This window comes from Streptomyces sp. NPDC006487 (genome assembly GCF_042870555.1).
GTDB lineage: Bacteria > Actinomycetota > Actinomycetes > Streptomycetales > Streptomycetaceae > Streptomyces.
The window spans coordinates 217,071-237,050 of record NZ_JBIAHN010000016.1 but is presented as its reverse complement, the minus strand read 5'-3'; the positions used below and the strand labels follow the sequence as shown (position 1 = coordinate 237,050).

General features: G+C 72.3%; 22 protein-coding genes and 1 pseudogene. 13 read left to right on the top strand and 10 right to left on the bottom strand.

Features of this window, described 5'->3' with window-relative positions; all coding sequences use genetic code 11:
- Nucleotides 1–109: 109 nt before the first annotated feature.
- On the bottom strand, nucleotides 110–802 hold the full coding sequence (locus ACFYM0_RS28175) for a ScbR family autoregulator-binding transcription factor (protein ID WP_388506196.1): 693 nt from the start codon (nucleotides 800–802) through the stop codon (nucleotides 110–112).
- Nucleotides 803–1,084: 282 nt separating this feature from the next.
- Between ACFYM0_RS28175 and ACFYM0_RS28170 the strand changes: the two genes are divergently transcribed.
- From ACFYM0_RS28170 to ACFYM0_RS28155, 4 genes are all read left to right on the top strand, one after another.
- Nucleotides 1,085–1,837, top strand: a complete 753-nt coding sequence (locus ACFYM0_RS28170) for a TetR/AcrR family transcriptional regulator (RefSeq protein WP_388506194.1) — start codon at nucleotides 1,085–1,087, stop codon at nucleotides 1,835–1,837.
- A gap of 401 nt (nucleotides 1,838–2,238) precedes the next feature.
- Nucleotides 2,239–3,159 (top strand): NAD-dependent epimerase/dehydratase family protein, encoded by a 921-nt coding sequence (locus ACFYM0_RS28165; protein ID WP_388506193.1) that lies wholly within the window; start codon nucleotides 2,239–2,241, stop codon nucleotides 3,157–3,159.
- A 6-nt stretch (nucleotides 3,160–3,165) separates the two neighbouring features.
- A complete protein-coding gene (locus tag ACFYM0_RS28160) occupies nucleotides 3,166–4,131 on the top strand; it encodes an RNA polymerase sigma-70 factor (RefSeq protein ID WP_388506191.1) in 966 nt (321 codons plus the stop codon).
- 43 nt (nucleotides 4,132–4,174) lie between these two features.
- Entirely contained in the window at nucleotides 4,175–4,681 is a 507-nt protein-coding gene (locus ACFYM0_RS28155; protein WP_388506189.1) for a DinB family protein, read from the top strand.
- A gap of 60 nt (nucleotides 4,682–4,741) precedes the next feature.
- Here the strand turns inward: ACFYM0_RS28155 and ACFYM0_RS28150 are convergent, their stop codons facing one another.
- Nucleotides 4,742–5,293: a flavoprotein gene (locus ACFYM0_RS28150; RefSeq protein WP_388506187.1), complete on the bottom strand. Its 552-nt coding sequence runs from the start codon at nucleotides 5,291–5,293 to the stop codon at nucleotides 4,742–4,744.
- 137 nt (nucleotides 5,294–5,430) lie between these two features.
- Nucleotides 5,431–5,685 (bottom strand): hypothetical protein, encoded by a 255-nt coding sequence (locus ACFYM0_RS28145; RefSeq protein WP_327257844.1) that lies wholly within the window; start codon nucleotides 5,683–5,685, stop codon nucleotides 5,431–5,433.
- 194 nt (nucleotides 5,686–5,879) lie between these two features.
- Here ACFYM0_RS28145 and ACFYM0_RS28140 point away from each other — a divergent pair, with 194 nt between their 5' ends.
- The 3 genes from ACFYM0_RS28140 (at nucleotide 5,880) to ACFYM0_RS28130 (ending at nucleotide 8,035) form a co-directional block, all read left to right on the top strand.
- On the top strand, nucleotides 5,880–6,083 hold the full coding sequence (locus ACFYM0_RS28140) for a DUF4287 domain-containing protein (protein ID WP_388506185.1): 204 nt from the start codon (nucleotides 5,880–5,882) through the stop codon (nucleotides 6,081–6,083).
- A 104-nt stretch (nucleotides 6,084–6,187) separates the two neighbouring features.
- Complete coding sequence (locus ACFYM0_RS28135; protein ID WP_388506183.1) at nucleotides 6,188–7,030, top strand: NAD(P)H-binding protein; 843 nt, start codon at nucleotides 6,188–6,190, stop codon at nucleotides 7,028–7,030.
- 84 nt (nucleotides 7,031–7,114) lie between these two features.
- On the top strand, nucleotides 7,115–8,035 hold the full coding sequence (locus ACFYM0_RS28130; RefSeq protein ID WP_388506181.1) for an AraC family transcriptional regulator: 921 nt from the start codon (nucleotides 7,115–7,117) through the stop codon (nucleotides 8,033–8,035).
- A 22-nt stretch (nucleotides 8,036–8,057) separates the two neighbouring features.
- Here the strand turns inward: ACFYM0_RS28130 and ACFYM0_RS28125 are convergent, their stop codons facing one another.
- A complete protein-coding gene (locus tag ACFYM0_RS28125) occupies nucleotides 8,058–8,543 on the bottom strand; it encodes a GNAT family N-acetyltransferase (protein ID WP_388506179.1) in 486 nt (161 codons plus the stop codon).
- A 162-nt stretch (nucleotides 8,544–8,705) separates the two neighbouring features.
- Between ACFYM0_RS28125 and ACFYM0_RS28120 the strand changes: the two genes are divergently transcribed.
- A complete protein-coding gene (locus ACFYM0_RS28120; protein WP_388506177.1) occupies nucleotides 8,706–9,263 on the top strand; it encodes an anthrone oxygenase family protein in 558 nt (185 codons plus the stop codon).
- Between the two features lie 16 nt (nucleotides 9,264–9,279).
- On the opposite strand, the gene ACFYM0_RS28115 is transcribed toward ACFYM0_RS28120, so the two are convergent.
- Complete coding sequence (locus ACFYM0_RS28115; protein WP_388506175.1) at nucleotides 9,280–9,771, bottom strand: DUF1772 domain-containing protein; 492 nt, start codon at nucleotides 9,769–9,771, stop codon at nucleotides 9,280–9,282.
- A gap of 241 nt (nucleotides 9,772–10,012) precedes the next feature.
- Here ACFYM0_RS28115 and gdhA point away from each other — a divergent pair, with 241 nt between their 5' ends.
- From gdhA to ACFYM0_RS28095, 4 genes are all read left to right on the top strand, one after another.
- On the top strand, nucleotides 10,013–11,377 hold the full coding sequence (gdhA, locus tag ACFYM0_RS28110; RefSeq protein WP_388506173.1) for an NADP-specific glutamate dehydrogenase: 1,365 nt from the start codon (nucleotides 10,013–10,015) through the stop codon (nucleotides 11,375–11,377).
- A gap of 294 nt (nucleotides 11,378–11,671) precedes the next feature.
- The gene (locus ACFYM0_RS28105; RefSeq protein WP_388506171.1) at nucleotides 11,672–13,012 is read left to right on the top strand and encodes an AMP-binding protein; all 1,341 of its coding nucleotides are present in this window, start codon (nucleotides 11,672–11,674) and stop codon (nucleotides 13,010–13,012) included.
- A gap of 242 nt (nucleotides 13,013–13,254) precedes the next feature.
- Nucleotides 13,255–13,425: a hypothetical protein gene (locus ACFYM0_RS28100; RefSeq protein WP_388506169.1), complete on the top strand. Its 171-nt coding sequence runs from the start codon at nucleotides 13,255–13,257 to the stop codon at nucleotides 13,423–13,425.
- Nucleotides 13,426–13,478: 53 nt separating this feature from the next.
- Complete coding sequence (locus tag ACFYM0_RS28095) at nucleotides 13,479–14,375, top strand: DMT family transporter (protein ID WP_388506167.1); 897 nt, start codon at nucleotides 13,479–13,481, stop codon at nucleotides 14,373–14,375.
- A gap of 32 nt (nucleotides 14,376–14,407) precedes the next feature.
- Here the strand turns inward: ACFYM0_RS28095 and ACFYM0_RS28090 are convergent, their stop codons facing one another.
- The 3 genes and pseudogenes from ACFYM0_RS28090 to ACFYM0_RS28080 all read right to left on the bottom strand — a co-directional run bounded on the left by ACFYM0_RS28090 (nucleotide 14,408) and on the right by ACFYM0_RS28080 (nucleotide 16,525).
- A complete protein-coding gene (locus tag ACFYM0_RS28090; RefSeq protein WP_388506217.1) occupies nucleotides 14,408–14,845 on the bottom strand; it encodes a GNAT family N-acetyltransferase in 438 nt (145 codons plus the stop codon).
- 24 nt (nucleotides 14,846–14,869) lie between these two features.
- Nucleotides 14,870–15,589 (bottom strand): annotated as a pseudogene (locus tag ACFYM0_RS28085) (alpha/beta fold hydrolase); the annotation flags it as partial.
- A 9-nt stretch (nucleotides 15,590–15,598) separates the two neighbouring features.
- Nucleotides 15,599–16,525, bottom strand: coding sequence for an endonuclease/exonuclease/phosphatase family protein (locus ACFYM0_RS28080; protein WP_388506165.1), 927 nt, complete (start codon nucleotides 16,523–16,525; stop codon nucleotides 15,599–15,601).
- A gap of 413 nt (nucleotides 16,526–16,938) precedes the next feature.
- Here ACFYM0_RS28080 and ACFYM0_RS28075 point away from each other — a divergent pair, with 413 nt between their 5' ends.
- A complete protein-coding gene (locus ACFYM0_RS28075; protein ID WP_388506215.1) occupies nucleotides 16,939–18,021 on the top strand; it encodes an ABC transporter substrate-binding protein in 1,083 nt (360 codons plus the stop codon).
- 22 nt (nucleotides 18,022–18,043) lie between these two features.
- Here ACFYM0_RS28075 and ACFYM0_RS28070 read toward each other — a convergent pair whose 3' ends face one another.
- On the bottom strand, nucleotides 18,044–18,967 hold the full coding sequence (locus ACFYM0_RS28070) for an NAD-dependent epimerase/dehydratase family protein (RefSeq protein ID WP_388506163.1): 924 nt from the start codon (nucleotides 18,965–18,967) through the stop codon (nucleotides 18,044–18,046).
- A 158-nt stretch (nucleotides 18,968–19,125) separates the two neighbouring features.
- Nucleotides 19,126–19,890, bottom strand: a complete 765-nt coding sequence (locus ACFYM0_RS28065) for an SDR family NAD(P)-dependent oxidoreductase (RefSeq protein ID WP_388506161.1) — start codon at nucleotides 19,888–19,890, stop codon at nucleotides 19,126–19,128.
- Nucleotides 19,891–19,980: the final 90 nt, after the last annotated feature.

The window sequence follows — 19,980 nt, the reverse complement described above, 5'->3', positions numbered from 1 at the left end:
GTGCCTTGCGGGTGGGGGCGGGGTGTTGGGACAGGGCGGCCTCGCACGCGCCGTGGTGAGCACCCCCGTGGTTCACCACGGCGCGTGCGAGGCCGCCCTGGACGCGTCGTCAGGCGGTGGTGGCCGGAGCGGAGTCCGGGGTCCGAGCAGCGTCCATGGCTGACAGGCCCAGTTCGGACCGGCATTCGGGCGAGCCGGCCGGGTCGAAACGGGAGATGCGGTCCGCGGGCACGATTCCCGGGAGCACGAAGTTCCACAGGTCGATGACCCGGGCGTGCAGGTCCGCACGGCTGGTGCGTACGTGCGAGGTCACCTGGATGCCGGAGAACGCGGCGACGAGCATGGTCGACAGGTCGTGGGCGTTGACCGAGGGCAGGATGTCGCCGCGCTCCTGGGCCGGTGTCAGGCAGCTCAGGGAGGTGTCGATCCAGGCGTTGTACGGGCTCGGGTCCGGGTCCGTGAAGGAGCCGAACTCGATGACCAGCCGGATCCCGGCGCGGACCCGGATGTTGGAACGGAGACCGAACGCCATCCGGTGGGTCAGGTCGATGGCGGTCTGGAGACCCGGCTCCGCGAGTCCGGGCAGGCCATCGGATACCTGGAACTGCTCGTCCATCAGGGTCCGGGCGATGGCTTCCTTGGACGAGAAGTGAAAGTACAGGGCGCCCTTGGTGACGCCGGCCCGCCCGGCCACGTCGGTCAGGCTGGTGCCGTGGAAACCGGTCCGGTCGAAGGCGATGGCCGCGCCGTCCAGGATCGCCTGCCGGGTGATCTCGGCTCGTTCCTGTCTGGCCCTCGCCATGCGGGTTCTCCTTGGGATCGCGGTAGTTGGGCGGAACCGGGGAGGTGGTCACCACATGGTTCGGCCAGGGCCAATCTAGGCAGACGGTCCTTAAAAAAACCAGTCGACCAGTACTTTTTATGGAAGTGGATCATTAACGGCGTTAACGCGGTGGGTGGGCGGGCGGGTGGGGTCGCGGGTGGGCGGTAGGTGGAGTGGTGGCGTTAACGCCAGAACGGCATTAACGCCGTTAACGTGTACGGTGGACGCAGTTTAATGGCGGGGCGAGTGTGAGGGGATCCCATGACGGACGTGGACGAGCAGTGGGGTGCGGCCGTTCGGCTGCTCTGGGGGCCGCCGGTGAAGCCCGCGCGCGGGCCCAAGCGAGGGCTCACGCTGGAAGGGATCGCCGGTGCGGGGGTCGCCCTCGCGGACACCGAGGGGCTTGCCGGCGTATCGATGCAGGGAGTGGCCGGGCGGTTGGCGGTCACGAAGATGGCGTTGTACCGGTACGTGCCGGGCAAGGCGGAGCTGGTCTCGCTGATGGTGGAGGCCGCGATCCCGGACCCCTCGGTGCTGGACGGCCGTCCGGTCGGGGAGGGCTGGCGTGAGCGGCTCGCGGTGTGGGCGCGGGAGCTGCTGGCCGGATTCAGGGCGCATCCGTGGCTGCTGGAGGCGACGGTCGGGGCGCGGGTGATGGGGCCGGTCGAGGTGGGGTGGATGGAGCGGGCACTCGCCGCGCTCGACGGGTGCGGGCTGACGGGGGCCGAGGCGATCGACGCGGTGGTACTGGTGTCGGGGCACGTACGCGGGATCGCGGAGCAGGAACGCGCGATGGCGGGCGGGGCCGTGGGGGAGGGGCCGGACGCGCAGCTGACTTCGGTGCTCGGCGAGGTGATGCGGCTGCACGGGGAGAAGTACCCGGCGCTGGGGGCCGCGTTGGCCTCCGTGGCGGAGGCCGGGGGGCAGGACCAGGCGCTGGACTTCGGGTTGGAACGGATCCTCGACGGGCTCGGACTGCTGGTGGCGGAGCGGGTGGGTGGGCTTACGCCGTAACGGCGTTGACGCCTTGGTCGTGGGGTGGGGTGGGAGCGGGGCGGCGCGCGAGGCATTAACGGCGTTAACGCCGGAGGGGGCGGGAGCGCTGGTGTCGGTGGTGTGCGTCGTGGGTGGGCGCGGGCATTAACGGCGTTAACGCTGTGAGGGCCCGGGTCTCCGTGGGTGTTGGCTGCCGGGGCATTAACGGCGTTAACGCTGGAGGGGCGTAGCGGTCCCGGGGCCGCTTCGTGCCGTTGCCGGTTCTTTCCCGCGGTGGTGGTTCCGGAGCTGGTGGGCGGCGGGCGGGGCTTCTGCTCCTCTGCTGGTGACCGCGGTCACTTTTGCTTCGTGTCACGTTCCGGGCCGCTCGTCTGTCCCATGGATGACGGCGCAAGGAACGAGTGAAGAAGGAGACGGCCATGAAGGTTCTGCTGGCGGGTGCGAGCGGGGTTCTGGGGCAGCGGGCGGTACGGGCTCTGCGCGCGGCCGGGCACGAGGTCGCCGGTCTGGGCCGGGGTGCCGGGATGGACGTACGAGCCGACCTGCTCGACCGTGAGGGACTGCTGCGCGCCGTGGATGGGCTCGGCTTCGACGCGGTCGTGCACGCGGCCACGGCCCTGTCGGGGAAGACCATGGCCCGGCACCAGGACATGGTCGGGACGAATGCGCTGCGCACCGAGGGGACGGCCAACCTGCTTGCCGCCGCGCGCGAAACCGGGGCACGGCGGTTCGTCGTGGAGTCGATGATGTTCGGCTACGGATACGGGGACCACGGCGGGGCGGTGCTCGGCGAGGACGACGGCTTCGGGCCGCAGGGGGCGAACGCCTGGCTGGAGCGGCACGTGGGTGCGATGCGGACCAAGGAGGAGCTGGCCTTCACCGCCGACGGGATCGAGGGGGTCAGCCTGCGCTTCGGGCTGTTCTACGGGGCCGGTGTCACTGATGTCCACGTGGTACCGATGCTGCGCAAGCGCGCCCTGCCGGTGGTGGCGGCCAAGGGGCGGGCGCTGAGTTGGGTCGACGTGGCCGATGCGGCGACTGCCGTGGTCGCCGGTGTGGAGTCGGGGCGGCCCGGGCAGGCGTACAACATCGTCGACGACGAACCGCTGGGGTGGGACGCGCACATGCGGGCGGTGGCCGCGGCGTTCGGGACGCCCGCGCCGATGACCGTACCGCTGTGGGTGCTGAAGCCGGCCCCGCTCGCGCACACCATCATGAGGACGGACCTGAGGTTGTCGAATGCCAAGGCGGGGCGTGAGCTGGGCTGGGCTCCGACGTACGCGAGCAGTGCGGACGGGGCCGGTTCGCTTGCGGAAGCCGCGGAGGCGGCGGCAGCATGATCGTTCGTGAGCACTGCTGAGCACCTCCCGGGAGCCTCCTTCGACGCCCTCGGCCCCTTCACCGCCCATCGCCGGCTGCTGTTCGACGTCGCCTACCGGATGCTCGGCAGCGTCGTCGACGCCGAGGACGTCCTCCAGGACGCGTGGCTGAGCTGGGACCGGGCGGACCGGTCGGCGGTGCTCAACCCGCGGGCCTACCTGGTGCGCACGGTCACCAACCTGTCCTTGAACCGGCTCACCTCCGCCCGCGCCACCCGTGAGACCTACATCGGGCCGTGGCTGCCCGAGCCGCTGGTGACCGAGTCCCTGCCTGCCGTGCCCGATGGCGCGCAGGAGGTGGAGAGGGCCGAGACGGTGTCGACCGCGATGCTGGTGGTGCTGGAGAGCCTGAGTCCGCTGGAGCGTGCCGTGTTCGTGCTGCGGGAGGTGTTCGGGTACTCGTACGCGGAGGTGGCGGGGGTACTGGACCGAGCGGAGGCGACCGTACGGCAGACCGGGCACCGGGCACGGGCCCATGTGCAGGCACGGCGGCCGCGGTTCGCTGCCGAGCCGGGGCAGCGCCGTGAAGTGACCCGGCGGTTCCTGGCGGCGTGTGCGGGCGGGGACCTGAACGCGGTGATGGAGCTGCTCGCCCCCGAGGTGACGGCCTGGTCGGACGGCGGCGGCAAGGTGACGGCGGCCCGGCGGCCCCTGCACGGTGCCGACCACGTGGCGCGCTGGCTGCTCGGAATGCTGGCCAAGCCCTCGCTGCAGGCGGTGACCCTGGAATCCGCGCGGGTCAACGGGGAGGAGTCGGTGGTGTTCGTACACGCGGGAGTCGCGCGTGCGGCGCTGACCTACGACCTGGACGCGGTGGACGGGAGGGTCGTGAACCTGCGGTTGCAGGTGAATCCGGAGAAGGTGGCGGGGCTGGTGGGGTGGGGAACGGGAGGGGCCGCGGCGGTCGGGACGGCCGGGGCGGCCGGGATGTGAAATCGGCGTGCGGGGGCCGCCGTAGGGCTGTGATCATCATTCGATGATCGATGAGCAGCGAACCCCGCCCGTGCTGGTGGGCGACGAACGGGCCACCTTGACCAGCGTTCTCCAGTGGCAGCGGGACACCCTGATGATGAAGTGCGCCGGGTTGTCGGACGAACAGCTGCGGCGCAGGGCGGTGGCTCCCTCAGGGCTGAGCCTGCTCGGGTTGGTGCGGCACCTCGCGGAGGTCGAGCGCGGCTGGTTCCGCAACGTCGTGGGCGGCGAGGAGGTGCGCGGCTACTTCCCGAAGAACGAGGCGGGAGAGTGGACCGAGTTCCACGTGGACGACGCGGACGTCGCCGGCTCGTTCAAGATCTGGGAGGACACCTGCGCCCGCTCGCGGGAGATCGTGGACGCGGCCGAATCCCTGGACGTGACCGGCTCCTACGGGGACCAGGCCTACTCCCTGCACTACGTACTGGCCCACATGATCGAGGAGTACGCCCGGCACAACGGGCATGCGGACCTGCTGCGCGAGGCGATCGACGGGACCACGGGGGAGTAGCGGCGCCAAGGGGGAACGGGGAGAGGCGTGAGGGAGTGGGGCCCGTCCCCCCGGGGAGGGCTAGGCGCCGGATGCCGTGGCGCGGTCCACCTCGGCCAGGGCTGCCGCCCAGGGGAAGTGCGCCGGGGCGTCCGGGCCCGCAGGGCCGGGGGTGAATCCGCCCTCGCCGAAGAGGACCGAGACGCCGGCGCCGCGCAGGACGGCGAGGGACTGGTCGAACTGCGGATGGGCGGCTAGGGCGGAGTTCGCGCAGGGCATGGTGACGACGGGGGTGCCCTTGCCGATGGCCTCGGAGGCGACCCCGACGACGAAGCGGTCGGTCAGGCCGAGGGCCCAGGCGTTGACCGAGTTGAAGGTGGCCGGGGCAAAGAGCAGGGCGTCGGCCGGCGGCCACACGTCGGGCTCACCGGGCAGTTTGTACTGCCAGCGGACGGGGTGGCCGGTGAGAGCGGCGAGACCATCGAGGCTGTTGGACAGCCAGTGGGCGGCGGTGGGGGTGAGGCCGAGGCAGACGTCCCAGCCCCGGGACTGGGCGTCCTCGATGACATGGGCCACGTCGAAGACGGGCGGGGCGGCGGAGCACAGCAGGTAGAGCGTCTTCGTCGTGGTCATACCGCAATGTGATCATATTGCTTGACGTGCAGGTGACGGCGGCTGCGGCGGACGTATCCGAGGCGCCGGACATGACGAACCCCCGGACCGGGGCTGGTCCGGGGGCCTGGGGCCCTGGGCCCGGGTGGTCGTGAGGGTCAGCGGTGGGAGACGGTCTGCTGGGCGCTGCCCGCGGTGAACGCGTCGAACGCGCCCGAGAAGTCGGTCAGGTCGTCGCCGGCCTGGCCGGGCACCAGGCCCGCGATGTCCTGGACGTCCTGGGTGTTCTGGACGTCTCCGACCGTGCTGGTGACGGCGTCGGCGAGCGGCGGCTCGGCGGCCATGGCGGGGGCGGCGACGGCGAGGGCCGCGGTACCGGCGATGAGGGCCGTGGTGACGATGCGCTTGATCATGTCCTGGTGAACGACACGGTCGTACGGGGGTCACGGCAGGTCAGGCGGACGCCGGCTCGGGTGACGGTGCCCTCGGTCCACATGATGCGGAGATCATCCGGCATTCTCGTTGGTGGGACCGATGAGTTTTCGCGGAGGTCCCGGTCTACCCCTTGTATGTCGCAGCCGCCAAGACCGTGAGGAAGAGGACCGTCATGACCGAGCCGGCCAAGGGCCCCGCCAGCTACTTCCCCTCCATCGAGAAGAAGTACGGCCGTCCGATCGCGGAGTGGCAGGAGCTCATCCGCACCTCGCCGCTGACCAAGCACATGGAGCTCGTCGCCTGGCTCAAGAGCGAGCACGCGATGGGACACGGGCACGCCAACGCGCTCGTGAAGCACACGCTCGACGAGCGGTAGGGGGGAGCCGCCCGGGAGGGTGGGCGAGGGGCGTGGACGCAGGCGTATGCGGTTGAGCTTCTCGGCGATGTTCCGTCTCAGGCCGGGGGAGTTGACTGGTTCTCATGACGAAGACAACGCAGCAGACGCAGAACGACACCACCCTCCGCACGCTGGTCATCGGCGGCACGGGCAAGACGGGCCGGCGTGTGGCAGAGAAGCTCACCGCCCTGGGCCGTCCGGTCCGGATCGGGTCGCGCTCCGGCGAGCCGGCCTTCGACTGGAACGAGCCCGAGGGCTGGGGACCGGCCCTCGAGGGCGTGGACCGCGCGTACGTCACGTACTACCCCGACCTCGGCTTCCCCGGCGCCGCCGAGCAGGTCGGAGCCTTCGCCCGGGTGGCGGTGGCCGCCGGGGTGCGTCGGCTGGTGCTGCTCTCGGGCCGCGGCGAGGAAGCGGCGCAGCGGAGCGAGGAGGCGCTGAAGGAGTCGGGGGCCGACTGGACGGTGGTGCGCGCGGCCTGGTTCAACCAGAACTTCGACGAGAGCTTCTTCCTGGACTCGGTGCTCGCCGGCGAGATCGCCCTGCCGACGGCCGACGCCGTCGAGCCGTTCGTCGACGCCGGGGACATCGCCGACGTGGTGGTGGCCGCGCTGGGCGACGACCGGCACATCGGCCGGACGTACGAGCTGTCCGGCCCGCGGCTGCTCAGCTTCTCCGACGTCGCGGCCGAGCTGTCGAAGGCGACCGGGCGCGAGATCTCGTACGTTCCGGTCTCGACCGGGGCCTACCGGGAGATGCTGCGGGAGAACGGGCTGCCGGAGGAGTTCCTGGAGCTGTTCACCCTGATCCTGGACGGGCGCAACGCGCACCTCGTGGACGGGGTCGCGGAAGTGCTGGGCCGCGAGCCGCGGGACTTCACGGACTTCGCGCGGGAGGCGGCGGCTCGTGGGGTCTGGGACGTGTAGGCGGTGGGCGAGCGGAGTGTGGGCCTGCGGGGTGTGGGCGGGCGAGCAGTGGGCGGGCGGGGACCGGGTGGGGAGAATGGGCCGATGGACACGCTGACGGCTCTGCTCGAAGGCCCCAAAGCCAAATCCGCCTTCCTCATCAAGTGCGCGTTCGACCCGCCCTGGTCGGCCCGGATCGAGGACCGGGCTCCTCTGTCGGTGATGACGATGGTGCACGGATCGGCGTGGCTGCTGCCGGACGGGGCCGAGCCGGTGCTCATCGCGCCGGGTGAGGCGGCCCTGGTGCGCGGACCGGTTCCGTACACCCTCGCCGACGCCAAGGACACACCCCCGCAGATCCGGGTGGGTCCGGACCAGCGGTGCAGCAGGGTGGACGGCGGGGAGGACGTGTCCGACTCCATGGCCCTCGGGGTACGGACCTGGGGCGCGGCGGCAGGTTCGGCGGTGCTGCTGAGCGGCACCTACCAGGACCCGGGCGAGATCGGCAGCCGCCTGCTCACCGCGCTTCCGCCGGTGCTGGTCGGGCCGGTGGACCCGACGCTGGTCGGGCTGCTGGGCGTCGAGATCTCCCGTACGGAGCCGGCTCAGGAGCTCGTCCTGAACCGGCTGCTGGACCTGCTGTTGATCGGCGTCGTACGCGGCTGGCTCGCGGAGCGCGGCGGCGCCGAAAACGACCCGGTCACCGGGCCGGCACTGCGGCTGCTGCACGAAAACCCCGCGTACGGCTGGACCGTGGAGTTGCTGGCCCGCAAAGTCGGCGTCTCGCGGGCCGCGTTGGCCCGCCGCTTCACCGAGCTGGTCGGTGAACCCCCGATGTCCTATCTGACGGGCTGGCGCCTGGCCATGGCGGCGGACCTGCTGCGCGACCCGTCGATGACGCTCGCCTCGGCGGCCCACCGGGTCGGCTACAGCTCGGCGTTCGCACTCTCGACGGCCTTCAAGCGGGTACGGGGGGTCAGTCCGCGGGAGTACCGGGCGGGGGCGGTGGCGGGGGCGGCGGGTTAGGGGTGGGGGCCAGTGGGTTGGGTCAGGGGGTCCGGAGATCCAGGACGGCCACCGTTTCGCCGTCGCTTTCTTCGCCCGTCGGGCGGAAGCCGAGGGAGAGGTAGAAGGGTTCGGGGGTGCCGGGGCCCGGGTGCCAGGTGACGTAGGCGTGGGAGGTGCCGCGGCGGCGGAGTTCGGCGAGGACCGCCGTGACCGCGAAGCGGCCGTAGCCCTTGGACTGGTGGGCGGCCGATATGTTCAGGCGCCAGAGGCCGGAGCGGATGTCGTGGGGGTCCTCGGCCGGATTCCAGGCGATGTCGAGGAAAGCCATCACGAAGCCGACCACCTCGTCGCCGTCGACGATCGCCCGGGGCCAGGCCGTCTCCCCGTGGGCCTCGGCCTCCGCAAGCGACTTTGCGACCGGGGAGACGAGGTGCTCCTGGTCGGGGCGGACCGACAGCGCGCGGACGGCGGCGAAGTTGTCGGGGGTGACCGGGGCCAGGCGGAGGGACTTGACGGATGTGCTCATCCGCGCAGCCTACGTGTGCGGTACATGCGGGTCGGCGGGGGCTGCGCGGTGCTGAAGGTTCACTGGCCCGATCGCGTGGGCGGTGGCACGATCGACAGCCGTCGGGGGGCGATGGGAGCCTCCCGGGGCGTTCTGGATTTCGGACATACGGGGGCACAGCTGATGGGATCCAACGGCACCAGACTCTCCACCGCACTGCTCGTGCTGTCGACCGTACTGGTCGGCCTGATGGCGGGGCTGTTCTTCGCCTTCGACGTCTCGGTGATGCCGGGACTGGCGAAGACCGACGACCGTACGTACGTCACGGCGATGCAGAGCTTCAACGCCGTCATCGACGGCAACCCGCTCTTCGGGACGGTCTTCGTCGTCGCGCTGCTCGCCGCCTTCGCCGCGGCGTTCGTCGAGGCGCGGGCCGGGCGCCGCGCGGTGGCTCTGTGGGCCGCGGTGGCCGCGGCGGCGTACCTCGTCGTGCTCGTCGTCACCTTCGCGGTCAACATCCCGCTCAACAACGAGCTCGCCGACTTGGGTGACGCGGCGAAGCTGACCGACTTCTCGGTCGTCGAGAAGTTCAAGGGCACCTGGGAGACGGCGAACATCGTGCGCACCCTGCTCTGCGCGGCGGCACTGACCGCCCTGGCGCGGGCGCTCCTGCTGTACGGGCGGGCGACGGGGGCTTCGGCGGCGGGTGCCTCGGCGGCGTCGGCGGTGTCCGGCCGCTGAGGGGGAGGACGCCCCCCTAAGCCGCGGTTGCCAGGAGGGCCCAGGACTGGCAGGCCAGGGCGGCCGTGCACAGGGCGGTACGCCAGCGGTTGGCGGGTACCCACTTCGTTTCGAATGCCGCGCGCACGGCGGCCGGATCGGCGATCCGCTCGGCGGGGCCGGCCGCCTCCAGGGCGTTGTTGAGCGGGATGTTCACCCGGCCGGTGACCGCGACGGCGAGTACGTAGAGGACGAGGGCACTCGCCAGCGCGGGAAGCGGCGCGTGGTCACCGGCGGGCAGGTGGAGCCCGAGGGCGAGGCCGGTGAAGAGGAGCGCGCCCAGGAAGGCCAGCATGAACCAGCCATTGACGATGGAAGTGTTCACGCGCTGCATCACGGAGATGAGGGTCCGGTCGTCGGAGCGCTTGAGGGCCGGCATCACCGAGACGTCGAAGGCGAAGAAGAGGCCGGCCATCAGGCCCGTCGTGAGCGTCGCGGCGACGAGGGCGGCGACCCGTGCGATGTCCATACGGCCTGTCTATGTCCTTGCTCCCGGTTCTGTCCATGGTGGAGTGGGAGCCGAGTGGTCCACGGTGGAGTAGGGGCCGAGCCGAGCAGGCCGGAAAGGCTCGTGGTCGTGGTCGGCGGGCGGGGTACCCTCCGGCTGGGACTGTGCTCGGATAATGAATTCCGCGATGCGGAAGTCTGGTCCGTAGCTTCGAGCCGCATCTCGGAGCCGGTCCCGGCGTAGAGACCAGGAGGAACAGACCGTGACGGACCCCAAGGACCCGCAGGGCCGGCTGGACGCGCTGCGCGGCGACATCGAGCGCCGCAACCCCGCCCAGCCCGAGTTCCACCAGGCCGTACGGGAGGTCCTGGACACCCTGGCCCCCGTGTTCGCGGCGCGCCCCGAGTACGCGGATCCGGGTGTGGCCCTGCTGGAGCGGCTCACCGAGCCGGAGCGGCAGATCATCTTCCGGGTGCCGTGGCAGGACGACCGTGGTCGCGTCCACGTCAACCGTGGCTACCGCGTCGAATTCAACAGCGCGCTCGGCCCGTACAAGGGCGGCCTGCGCTTTCACCCGTCCGTGGACATCGGCGTGGTGAAGTTCCTCGGCTTCGAGCAGGTCTTCAAGAACGCGCTGACCGGGCTCGGCATCGGCGGCGGCAAGGGCGGCAGCGACTTCGACCCGCGCGGGCGGTCGGCGGCCGAGGTCATGCGCTTCTGCCAGTCCTTCATGACCGAGCTCTACCGTCACATCGGTGAGCACACGGATGTGCCGGCGGGTGACATCGGTGTGGGCGGGCGTGAGATCGGCTATCTGTTCGGGCAGTACCGGCGCATCACCAACCGCTGGGAGGCCGGGGTCCTGACCGGCAAGGGCCAGGGCTGGGGCGGCTCGCTGATCCGCCCGGAGGCCACGGGCTACGGCAGCGTGCTGTTCGCCGCCGAGATGCTGGCGGTCAGGGGGCTGTCGCTGGATGGGCTGACGGCCGTCGTCTCCGGTTCGGGCAACGTCGCGATCTACACGATCGAGAAGCTGCAGCAGCTGGGGGCGAACCCGCTGACCGCGTCCGACTCGCAGGGCTATGTGGTGGACGAGAAGGGCATCGACCTCGCGCTGCTCAAGCAGATCAAGGAGGTCGAGCGCGGGCGCGTGAGCGAGTACGCGCAGCGTCGCGGGCCCTCGGCGCGGTTCGTGCCGGGCGGGCGGGTGTGGGAAGTGGCGGCGGAGGTGGCCTTCCCGTCGGCCACGCAGAACGAGCTGAACGCGGATGACGCGCGGACGCTGATCGCCAACGGGATCAAGGCGGTGTCGGAGGGCGCGAACATGCCGACCACGCCGGAGGCGGTGCACCTGCTGCAGGCGGCCGGGGTGTCCTTCGGGCCCGGCAAGGCGGCGAACGCGGGCGGTGTCGCGGTCAGCGCGCTGGAGATGGCGCAGAACGCGGGGCGTGTGGCGTGGAGCGCGGAGCGGGTCGAGTCGGAGCTGGCGGGGATCATGCGGGACATCCATGCGGTGTCGTACGCGACCGCCGAGCGGTATGGCTCCGCCGGGGACTATGTGGCCGGGGCGAACATTGCTGGGTTCGAGCGGGTGGCGGACGCGATGTTGGCGCAGGGGTTGATCTGATGCGGGGGCGCGAGGGTGCGCTGATGCGCTGATGCGCTGAGGTGGCGGGTTGGGGCGGGTCGGGGGTGCCGCTGTGCGGATGTGTCCCCTACCCGCCCTTCCTCCGTTCCCCGGGCTGCGCCCGGACCGCTGGGAGACCGGGCTGCGCCCGGGCCTCACGGGGCTCCGCCCCGGACCCCGCGCCTCAAATGCCGGCGGGGCCGGGGTGGGCCGGTTGGGGTGAGCTGGCTGGGGTGGGACCGGTGGGGTGGTCGTAGGGTGGGCGGTTGATGGTGATCGACTTTTGGGGGATCAGTGCTGACCGCGCTTACCGGGGTGTATGGGGACCGGGCCGATGCTCTGCGGGTGGCCGGGCGGGACGCCTCCTATGAGGAGTTGCTCGGTGCGGCCCGTGCCGTGGCTGCCGATGTTGCCGGGGCGCCCGCTTTCGCGGTGACCGCGACGGCCTCGCTGGAGACCGTCGCCGCCGTCGTGGGCGGGCTGCTGGCCGGAGTTCCCTTCGTACCGCTGCCGCCCGACGCGGGGCCCTCCGAGCGTGAGCACATCCTGCGGGACTCCGGCGCGGTGCTCGTCGACGTGGACTTCGCACGGCGCGCAGACGGCGGTGCGGGGGTGGTGGCGGGCCCCGGGCAGCCGGCGCTGATTCTCTACACCTCCGGGACCACCGGGCCGCCCAAGGGGGTCGTCCTCACCGCCGAGGCCGTGGCCGCCGATCTCGATGCCCTCGCCGAAGCCTGGCAGTGGAGCGCCGAGGACACCCTCGTGCACGGGCTGCCGCTGTTCCATGTGCACGGGCTGGTCCTCGGGGTGCTCGGAGCGCTGCGTACCGGGAGCCGTCTCGTGCACACCGGGCGGCCCACCCCCGAGGCCTACGCGGAGGCCGGGGGCAGCCTGTACTTCGGGGTGCCGACCGTGTGGTCCCGTATCGCGGGGGCGCCGGCGGCGGCCGCCGCGCTGGGCGGGGCCCGGCTCCTCGTCTCCGGCAGTGCCGCGCTGCCCGCGCCGGTCTTCCGGGACCTGGAGCGGCTGACCGGGCTGCGGCCCGTGGAGCGGTACGGGATGACCGAGACACTGATCACCGTCAGCGGGCGCGCGGGCGGGCAGGTGCGGCCCGGTACGGTCGGCACTCCGCTCCGCGGCATCCGTACCCGGATCGTGGCGGAGGCGGGCTCCGAGATCGGCGAGCTCCAGCTCACCGGGCCGACGCTGTTCTCCGGGTACCTGGGCCGCCCCGAGGCCACGGCCGCGGCCTATACGGAGGACGGGTGGTTCCGTACGGGAGACATCGCGGCCGTCGACGAGGCCGACGGGGTCCACCGGATCGTCGGCCGGGCCTCCATCGACATGATCAAGTCGGGTGGGTACCGGATCGGCGCCGGCGAGATCGAGAACGCGCTGCTGGATCACCCCAAGGTGAGCGAGGCGGCGGTGGTGGGGCTTCCGGACGCCGACCTCGGGCAGCGGATCGTGGCCTTCGTGGTGGCCGAGGGCGTCACGGGTCCGGAACTGACGGACTTCGTCGCCGCGCACCTGTCGGTGCACAAGCGGCCGCGCGAGGTGCGGTTCGTTGCGGCGATTCCGCGCAATGCGATGGGCAAGCCGCAGAAGAAGCTGCTGCTGTCGGGCGACGCCTGACGGTTGTGGGTCGGGGCGGGCGGGACTTGTCGGGCCCGCCCCCCTCCTGGGGACCCCCATTCAGTGGGTGTCGCGGGGGACCAGGTGGCGGGCCAGGACCTCCAGGGCGCGGGTCAGTTCCGGAAGGCCTTCCGCTTCGGTCCAACTTCGGCTACTTCATCGAGCACGACTTCACGGCGATCGTCCAGGACACCCTCGATGCGGCCGCCCTCACCCGGACCCGGACGCGCATCATCGCGGCGGTGGGCACCGCCACCCCGCCCACCGTCTTCGACCACCGGTGCGCGACGGCACTCGCGGCCCTGCTGGACACCGAGATACGGGTCTTCCCGGGCGGCCACAACGGCAACACCACGCACCCCCGGGGCTATGCGGAGCTGCTGCGGGGTGTGCTGGCTCCGGGTGGAGCGTAGGGGCGCCGGAAAAGGGCGACGGGCCTTTCGGGCGGGGCAGGTAGCTTGCTCGCATGGACAAGACGTCTGATCAGGTCAGGGCCGACCGGTGGGCGCTGGTAGCCGCCGGAGTGACCGTCGTGCTGTGGGCTTCCGCGTTCGTTTCCATCCGCTCGGCGGCCGCGCATTTCGGGCCCGGAGCACTCGCGTTCGGACGCTTGCTGACCGCCTCGGTCGCGCTCGGGCTGGTCTTGGTCGTCAAGCGGGTGCCGCCGCCGCCGAAGCAGGCGTGGCCCGGGATCCTGGTGTCCGGGGTGCTCTGGTTCGGGCTCTACATGGTGACGCTGAACTGGGGCGAGCAGCTCGTGGACGCCGGCACCGCGGCCATGATCGTCAACATCGGCCCGATCGTGATCGCTCTGCTCAGCGGCTGGCTGCTGAAGGAGGGGTTCCCGCCCATGCTGTTGGCGGGCATGGCGGTCTCCTTCGCCGGAGCGGTGCTGGTCGGGCTGTCCACCTCGAACGGCGGGAGCGCCTCGCTGGGAGGGGTCCTGCTCTGCCTGGTCGCCGCGCTCACGTACGGGGCCGGGGTGGTCGCGCAGAAGCCGGCGCTGGCGTACGCGAGCCCGGTCCAGGTGACCACGTACAGCTGCTTCGTCGGTACGGCCGTCACCCTGCCCTTCGTCGGACAGCTCGTCGACCAGCTTCCCGGAGCCCCGCTCGACGCCGTCCTCAACATGCTCTACCTGGGGCTCTTCCCGACCGCGCTCGCCTTCACCACCTGGACGTACGCGCTGTCGCGGACCACCGCGGGAAAGATGGGCGCGACCACCTACGCGGTGCCCGCGGTCGTGGTGCTCATCGCCTGGATCGCCCTCGACGAGATCCCGGCCGCGCTGACCCTGCTCGGTGGTGCGGTTTGCCTGGCCGGCGTCGCCGTCTCCCGGAGGCGGCGACGCCAGCCGGCCTAGGGCAAGACGCGCCCAGGCCGGGGGACCTGCGGTCATGTCAGGCGCAGGTCCACGAAGGGCACGGTGTCGCCCGGGAGGACGTAGCGGTCGACTTCGGTGAAGCCGGCTCGTCGTGCGAAGTCCAGGCCCTCCGGGTTGGAGGCGAGGACCACGGTCTCGATCACCTCTGCGCCGAGGGTCCGTGCCTGGGCGAGTGCGGAGGCGTACAGCTCCCGGCCGAACCCCCGTCCGCGGTACGCGGGCAGGACGCGCGCGATCACGGTGGCGGTCGTGGAGCCCGCGGCGGGGGGCCGGAGCGTCGTGCATCCGACGAGGGTGTCGCCGAAGTGGGCGATGTGCAGGACGTGGCGCGCGGAGCGTTCCCGTACGTCTTCGAGGGAGAGGAAGGCCGTCGGGATGACCGTGTTGTGGACGTGCTGCCAGTCGTGCAGGGCGGCCTCCGAGGCGGCGTGCACAGGGTGGATGCGCAGGGCGGAAGCCGGCGGCGGGGTGTCCTGGGCGGCGGCCTCGAGGAGGACGCGGGCCAGGGCGGAGGGGGCGGAGAACATCGGCCAGTGGCCCGTGTCCAGGGTGACCAGCTGCCAGTCCGGGCCGGTGGACAGGAGCTCCGCCACGTCGGGGTGGGGCTCGGCGCCGTCCAGCAGGCATTTGACGTAGGTCGCGGGGAGCTCGGCGAGCGGGTGGGTCAGTACGGCAGGTTCGGTGAGGGTGGCGCCCGGGTGCGGGGTCGCGCCGGCGAGGAGCCGGGCGATCTGTTCGGAGGTGAGGCCCTGGCCCTCGTACTCGGCGGCCGGTTGCGGCGGCCAGAAGCCGTTGTTCGCCGCGAGGGAGGCTTCCACGGCGGAGCGGCCGTCCGGCCAGGCGGAGACGAACGATCCGTTGTGGGTGGGGACGTTGGCGTCGACGAAGACCACCCGGTTCAGGCGGGCGCCGATCCGCTCGGCGGCCTGGCCGACCGGGATGCCGGCGTAACTGTGGCCCACGAGGACCACATCGCGCAGACCGAGTCCGTCGATGGCATCGACTATGTCCGTGACGTGCGTCTGCTGGCCGGCCGCGACGCCCTGCTTGTCCCCGAGGCCGGACAGGGTCAGCGCGTGGACCTCGTGGTCACGGTCACCCGTGGCGCGCAGTGCGGTGCGGAGTTCGGCTGCCACCTCGTCCCATGCCGCCGCTCCCAGCCAGGCGCCTGCCACCAGTACGAATTCAGTCATGAACGTACGTTAATCGAACTGGATGTCGGCGGTGAGGGGCAGGTGATCGCTCGGGGTGGCGGGGAGCGTACGGACGTGGGTGACGGTGCCCGAGCGGGCCAGGATCTGGTCGATCCGGGCCAGGGGGAAGGCTGCCGGCCAGGTGAAGGCGAAGCCGGGGGAGGACGCCGCCGTTGTGGCCAGGGCGGTGCGAACGGGGGCCAGACCGCGGTCGTCGGTGGTGCCGTTGAGGTCCCCGAGCAGGATGACGCGTTCGGCGGGTTCCGCGGCGAGGACGGCGCCGAGGAGGCGTGCGCTCTCGTCACGGCGGGCTGAGCCGAAGCCCGAGGCGCCGAGGCGCAGGGAGGGCAGGTGGACGACGTAGACGGCGACGGGACCGTCGGGGGTCGCGGCGGTGGCGCGCAGGCCGCGGTTCCAGTGCGGGTCGCCGGCGAGGGCAGGCGGTTTGATGTCGACGGGGCGGACGTCGGTGAGCGGGTACGCCGACCACAAGCCGACCGTGCCGTGGGTGGCGTGATGGGGGTGGCCGGCGGCCAGGGTGGCGGTGAAGGCCGTGATGGCGGCGGGGGTGAGCTCCTCGACGGCGATGAGGGCGGGGTGGGCGGCGGCGAGGGCCTTGGCCGTACGGGAGGGGTCCCGGTTCTCGTCGCTGATGTTGTGCTGGACGGCGGTGAGGGCGGGGCGGGCGGCGGCCGGTGGGGCGGGGTGGGGCAGGAGGCCGCCGAACTGGCCCAGCCAGGCGGCGGCGGGGAGCAGGAGGGCCAGGGCGGTGGCGGCGGAGCGGCGCCGGAGGGCCGGGACGAGGAGGAGGGGGACGGCCAGGCCGAGCCAGGGGAGGAAGGTTTCCAGCAGGCTGCCGGGGTGGCCGGGTGCGTCGGGGACGAGGGAGGGACGGGTGAGGAGGGCGGCGAGAAGTACGGAGACGAGTACGGGCACGAGTGCGGGGAGGGGCGTGGTCCAGGGGAGTCGGCGACGGCCGGGGCGGGGTGGCCGGCGGGGGAGGAGGGGGTGAGGTCTGGTGGTGGGACCTTCGGAAGGGCCGGGAGTCGGGCCCGGGTTCGCCTGGGTCATGGGGCCGTTCCTGCCTGTTCCGTTCGGGGGCGTGCGGTGTGACCTGCGGTGGGTACGACGACGCCGGGGGTCCGGAGCCGGTTCCCGCGCGGTGTGCGTCAGGGGGGTAAGCGGTTGCCCCGGAGCGGGGGGAGCGGATCCAATGGGCGCGATGATCAAACGGGCGCGTCGGTCGGGCGGACTTCGGTCGCATCGGCGCGGGGACAGAGGAGCGCCACAGAGTGAACGCGTCGGCATGGCCGTCATCAGGGGAGCTGGTCGGCGGGCCGGCCGTGCGGTTGGGGGCTCTCGTGCCGTTGACGCGCCCCGGCTGGGCCGATGCGGGACGGCACTTGCTCGCGGGACTCGAGCTGGCCGTGCACGAGGTCAACGACGCGGGAGGGGTCGGTGGCCGGCCGCTGGAGCTCGTGGTCCGGGACACCGCGGCCGATCCTGAGCGGGCCGCGGCGGCCGTGGAGGAACTGGCCGCTCTGGGTGTGGCCGCCGTGGTGGGGGAGTACCACAGCGTCGTCGCCCGGGCCGCAGCCTCCCGGGCCGACGGACTCGGCGTGCCGTTCCTCTGCTCCTCCGCCGTGCTCGACGCGCTCACCGAGGAGCCGACGGAGTGGGTCGCCCGCCTGGCTCCGGCCCAGTCCCACGGCTGGCGCACGTACGCGGACTTCCTCCTCGGGGCGGGCCACGGGCGGATCGCGGTGGCGACCCAGCCGAGCGTCTACTGGGCTTCCGGGACCCGCATCCTGCGGGACCACCTCGCTTCCCGCGGCGGCACCCTCGTCGAGTTCGACGCCAACGCGCTCACCCCTGAAGGCCTGTGCGACGCGCTCGCCGAGCACGGTGCGACGGCGCTCCTCCTGCTGGCCGGGTATCCGGAGCCGGCGGCGGCGATCGTCAGGGCCGTACGGCGGGACCGGCGGCTCGGGGAGGTCCTCATCGGAGCCCCGGCCGGACAGCCTGAGTTCGCCGGCTGGACCGGGGCGCTGGGCGCGGACGGCGCCGGGATCCCCTTCCTGCGCTACCTGCCCGAGCGGCTCGGTCCGCTCGGCGACCGGGTGGGCGAGGAGCTCCGCGAACGGCTGGGCGAGGAGCCCTCGTTCGTGGCCTTCGAAGGCTGGGACAGCGTCACCGTCCTCGCCGAGGTACTGCGTTCGCACGGCATGGAACGGGCGGACATCGCCGGAGCTTGGCCGCGGGTGGTGGTCGAGGGGACCCGGGGGACCGTCCGGTTCTCCCGGACGCCGGGGAGCGGCGTCTGGCAGTGGGTCTGGGCACCGGTCCGTGTGGTCGACCGGGATCCTCAGGACACCGGCCGTTTCCGGGTCCTGCACGGCGGGGGCGAGGGCGTGGGCGAGGGGCCGGGCTGACCCGGCCGGTCGGCGGCGCCCTTCAGGCGCGGGCGAGGTGGGCGCGGTACCAGGGGGCGGCGGAGGGGAGCAGGGCGAGGGGCGTGGGCGTGGGGCGCAGGCCGGTCAGCTGCCAGATGGGGTCGGCGCGCTGGTGGTAGTCGCGGGCCAGCAGGGAGAACTGCCGCTCCGTCACCCGGCCGGGGCGCTCGCGGAGTCGTTCCAGGCAGAGGTCCCACGGCCACTCCTCCCGCACCTCGGGCAGGATCCCTTCGGCGGCCAGGGCCGATACGAGGGCGGCGCTCGTCACCGGGACGGGGTGGCTCGCGTGGTGGATCCCGCCCCCGGGCGGGTCCGGGACCGTGGCCAGGGCGTCGATCAGGCGGGCCAGCTCGCCGACGTCGACCACGGACAACAGCGCTCGCCCGCCGTTCCAGCTGGCGGGGACCCGGTTGACCAGCTCGGCCAGGGCCGGGACCACCCAGCGGTCACCGGCGCCCAGCACCAGCCCCGGCCGCAGGACGGTCCCGCCGGCGGCCAGCACCGGGGCTTCCGACTCGAGCCGGCTGCGGCTCGCGGCGGACACCGGATCGGGGGCGACCCCGTCGACTTCGATGCCGCGGTGCGGGATGTTCCCGTAGACCGCGGCCGTGGACAGGTGGACGATCCGGCGCACCCCCGCCCGGAGGGCCTCCGAGAGGAGGGCCGCGCCGCCCAGGACGTTGACCGTGTGGCAGCGTTCGGCGTCCCGTCCGATGTAGGAGGCCAGGTTCACCAGCGCGGTCGCGCCCTCGCAGACCCCGCGCAGCGAGCCGGGGTCGCACAGGTCCGCAGGCATCCACTCCACGCCTTCGCGCGCCGTACCGGGGCTGCGGGCGAGGGCCCGCACCCGGACGTCGGGACGGCGGGCCAGGGCCTCCAGTGCGGCCGAGCCGATGAAACCGGTGGCTCCCGCAAGGACGATCACATGGGGTCTCTCGGATAAGTGCATGGGCTCGATTTCATCGACGTGGGTACGCCGCCCGGCCGACTGCTCCGATGCCTGCGTACGGCTCTTCTCTGCTCTTCGGCCTTTGAGCTACACCGGGTTGCGGCCGCGTGATCCGACACCGCCGTGCGGACCCCTCAGCGGGCGGTCCAGCCGCCGTCCACCGGGACGGTCGCGCCGACCACGAAGGAGGCCTGGTCGCTGAGCAGCCACGCGGCCGCGTGGGCGATCTCGCGCGGGTCCGCCGTACGCGGCAGCGGGGCCATGGCGTGCAGCTCTTCCTCCAGGCCCGGGTTCAGGTCGAACCACTGGGCCATCATTTCGCTGCGGGTGGTGCCGGGAGCGATGGCGTTGACCCGGACGCCCTGGGCGGAGTACTCGGCGGCGGCCTTTGTCAGGCCGATGACGGCGTGCTTCGCCGCGATGTACGCGGCGGAGGCCGGGGTGCAGACCAGGCCCGCGACGCTGCTGTTGTTCACGATCGCACCGCCGCCCGGCAGCATCGCGGCGATCTCGTACTTCATGCAGTTCCACGTGCCGAGGACGTTGGTGGCCATGACGGCCTCGAAGTCCGCGTTCTCGGTGAGGTGCAGCGGCGCGGGGACGGTCCCCAGCCCCGCGTTGTTGAAGGCGGCGTCCAGACCCCCGAAGAGCTCCACCGCCTTGCCCACCGCCGCCTCGACCTCATCGGCGCGTGCCACGTCGACGACGGCGTAGGCGGCGATGAACCCCTCGTCCGTCAACTCGCGTGTGATCGCGGCCAGTTGCTCCTCGCGCCGGGCGGTGAGGAGCACCGAGGCCCCGTTCTCGCAGAACACCCGGGCGGCGGCCGCCCCGATACCGCTGCTCGCCCCTGTGATCAGGGCGCGCCTGCCCACGAGGAGGCCGGTCTTTCCCGCCATGGTGAGTCCTCCGTCTTCCGTCGGGCGTCGCCCGGCCGGGCGACCGGTGCGGTGCGTTGCGGTCCGGGCCGGGCCGGCCCGATGAAGTCT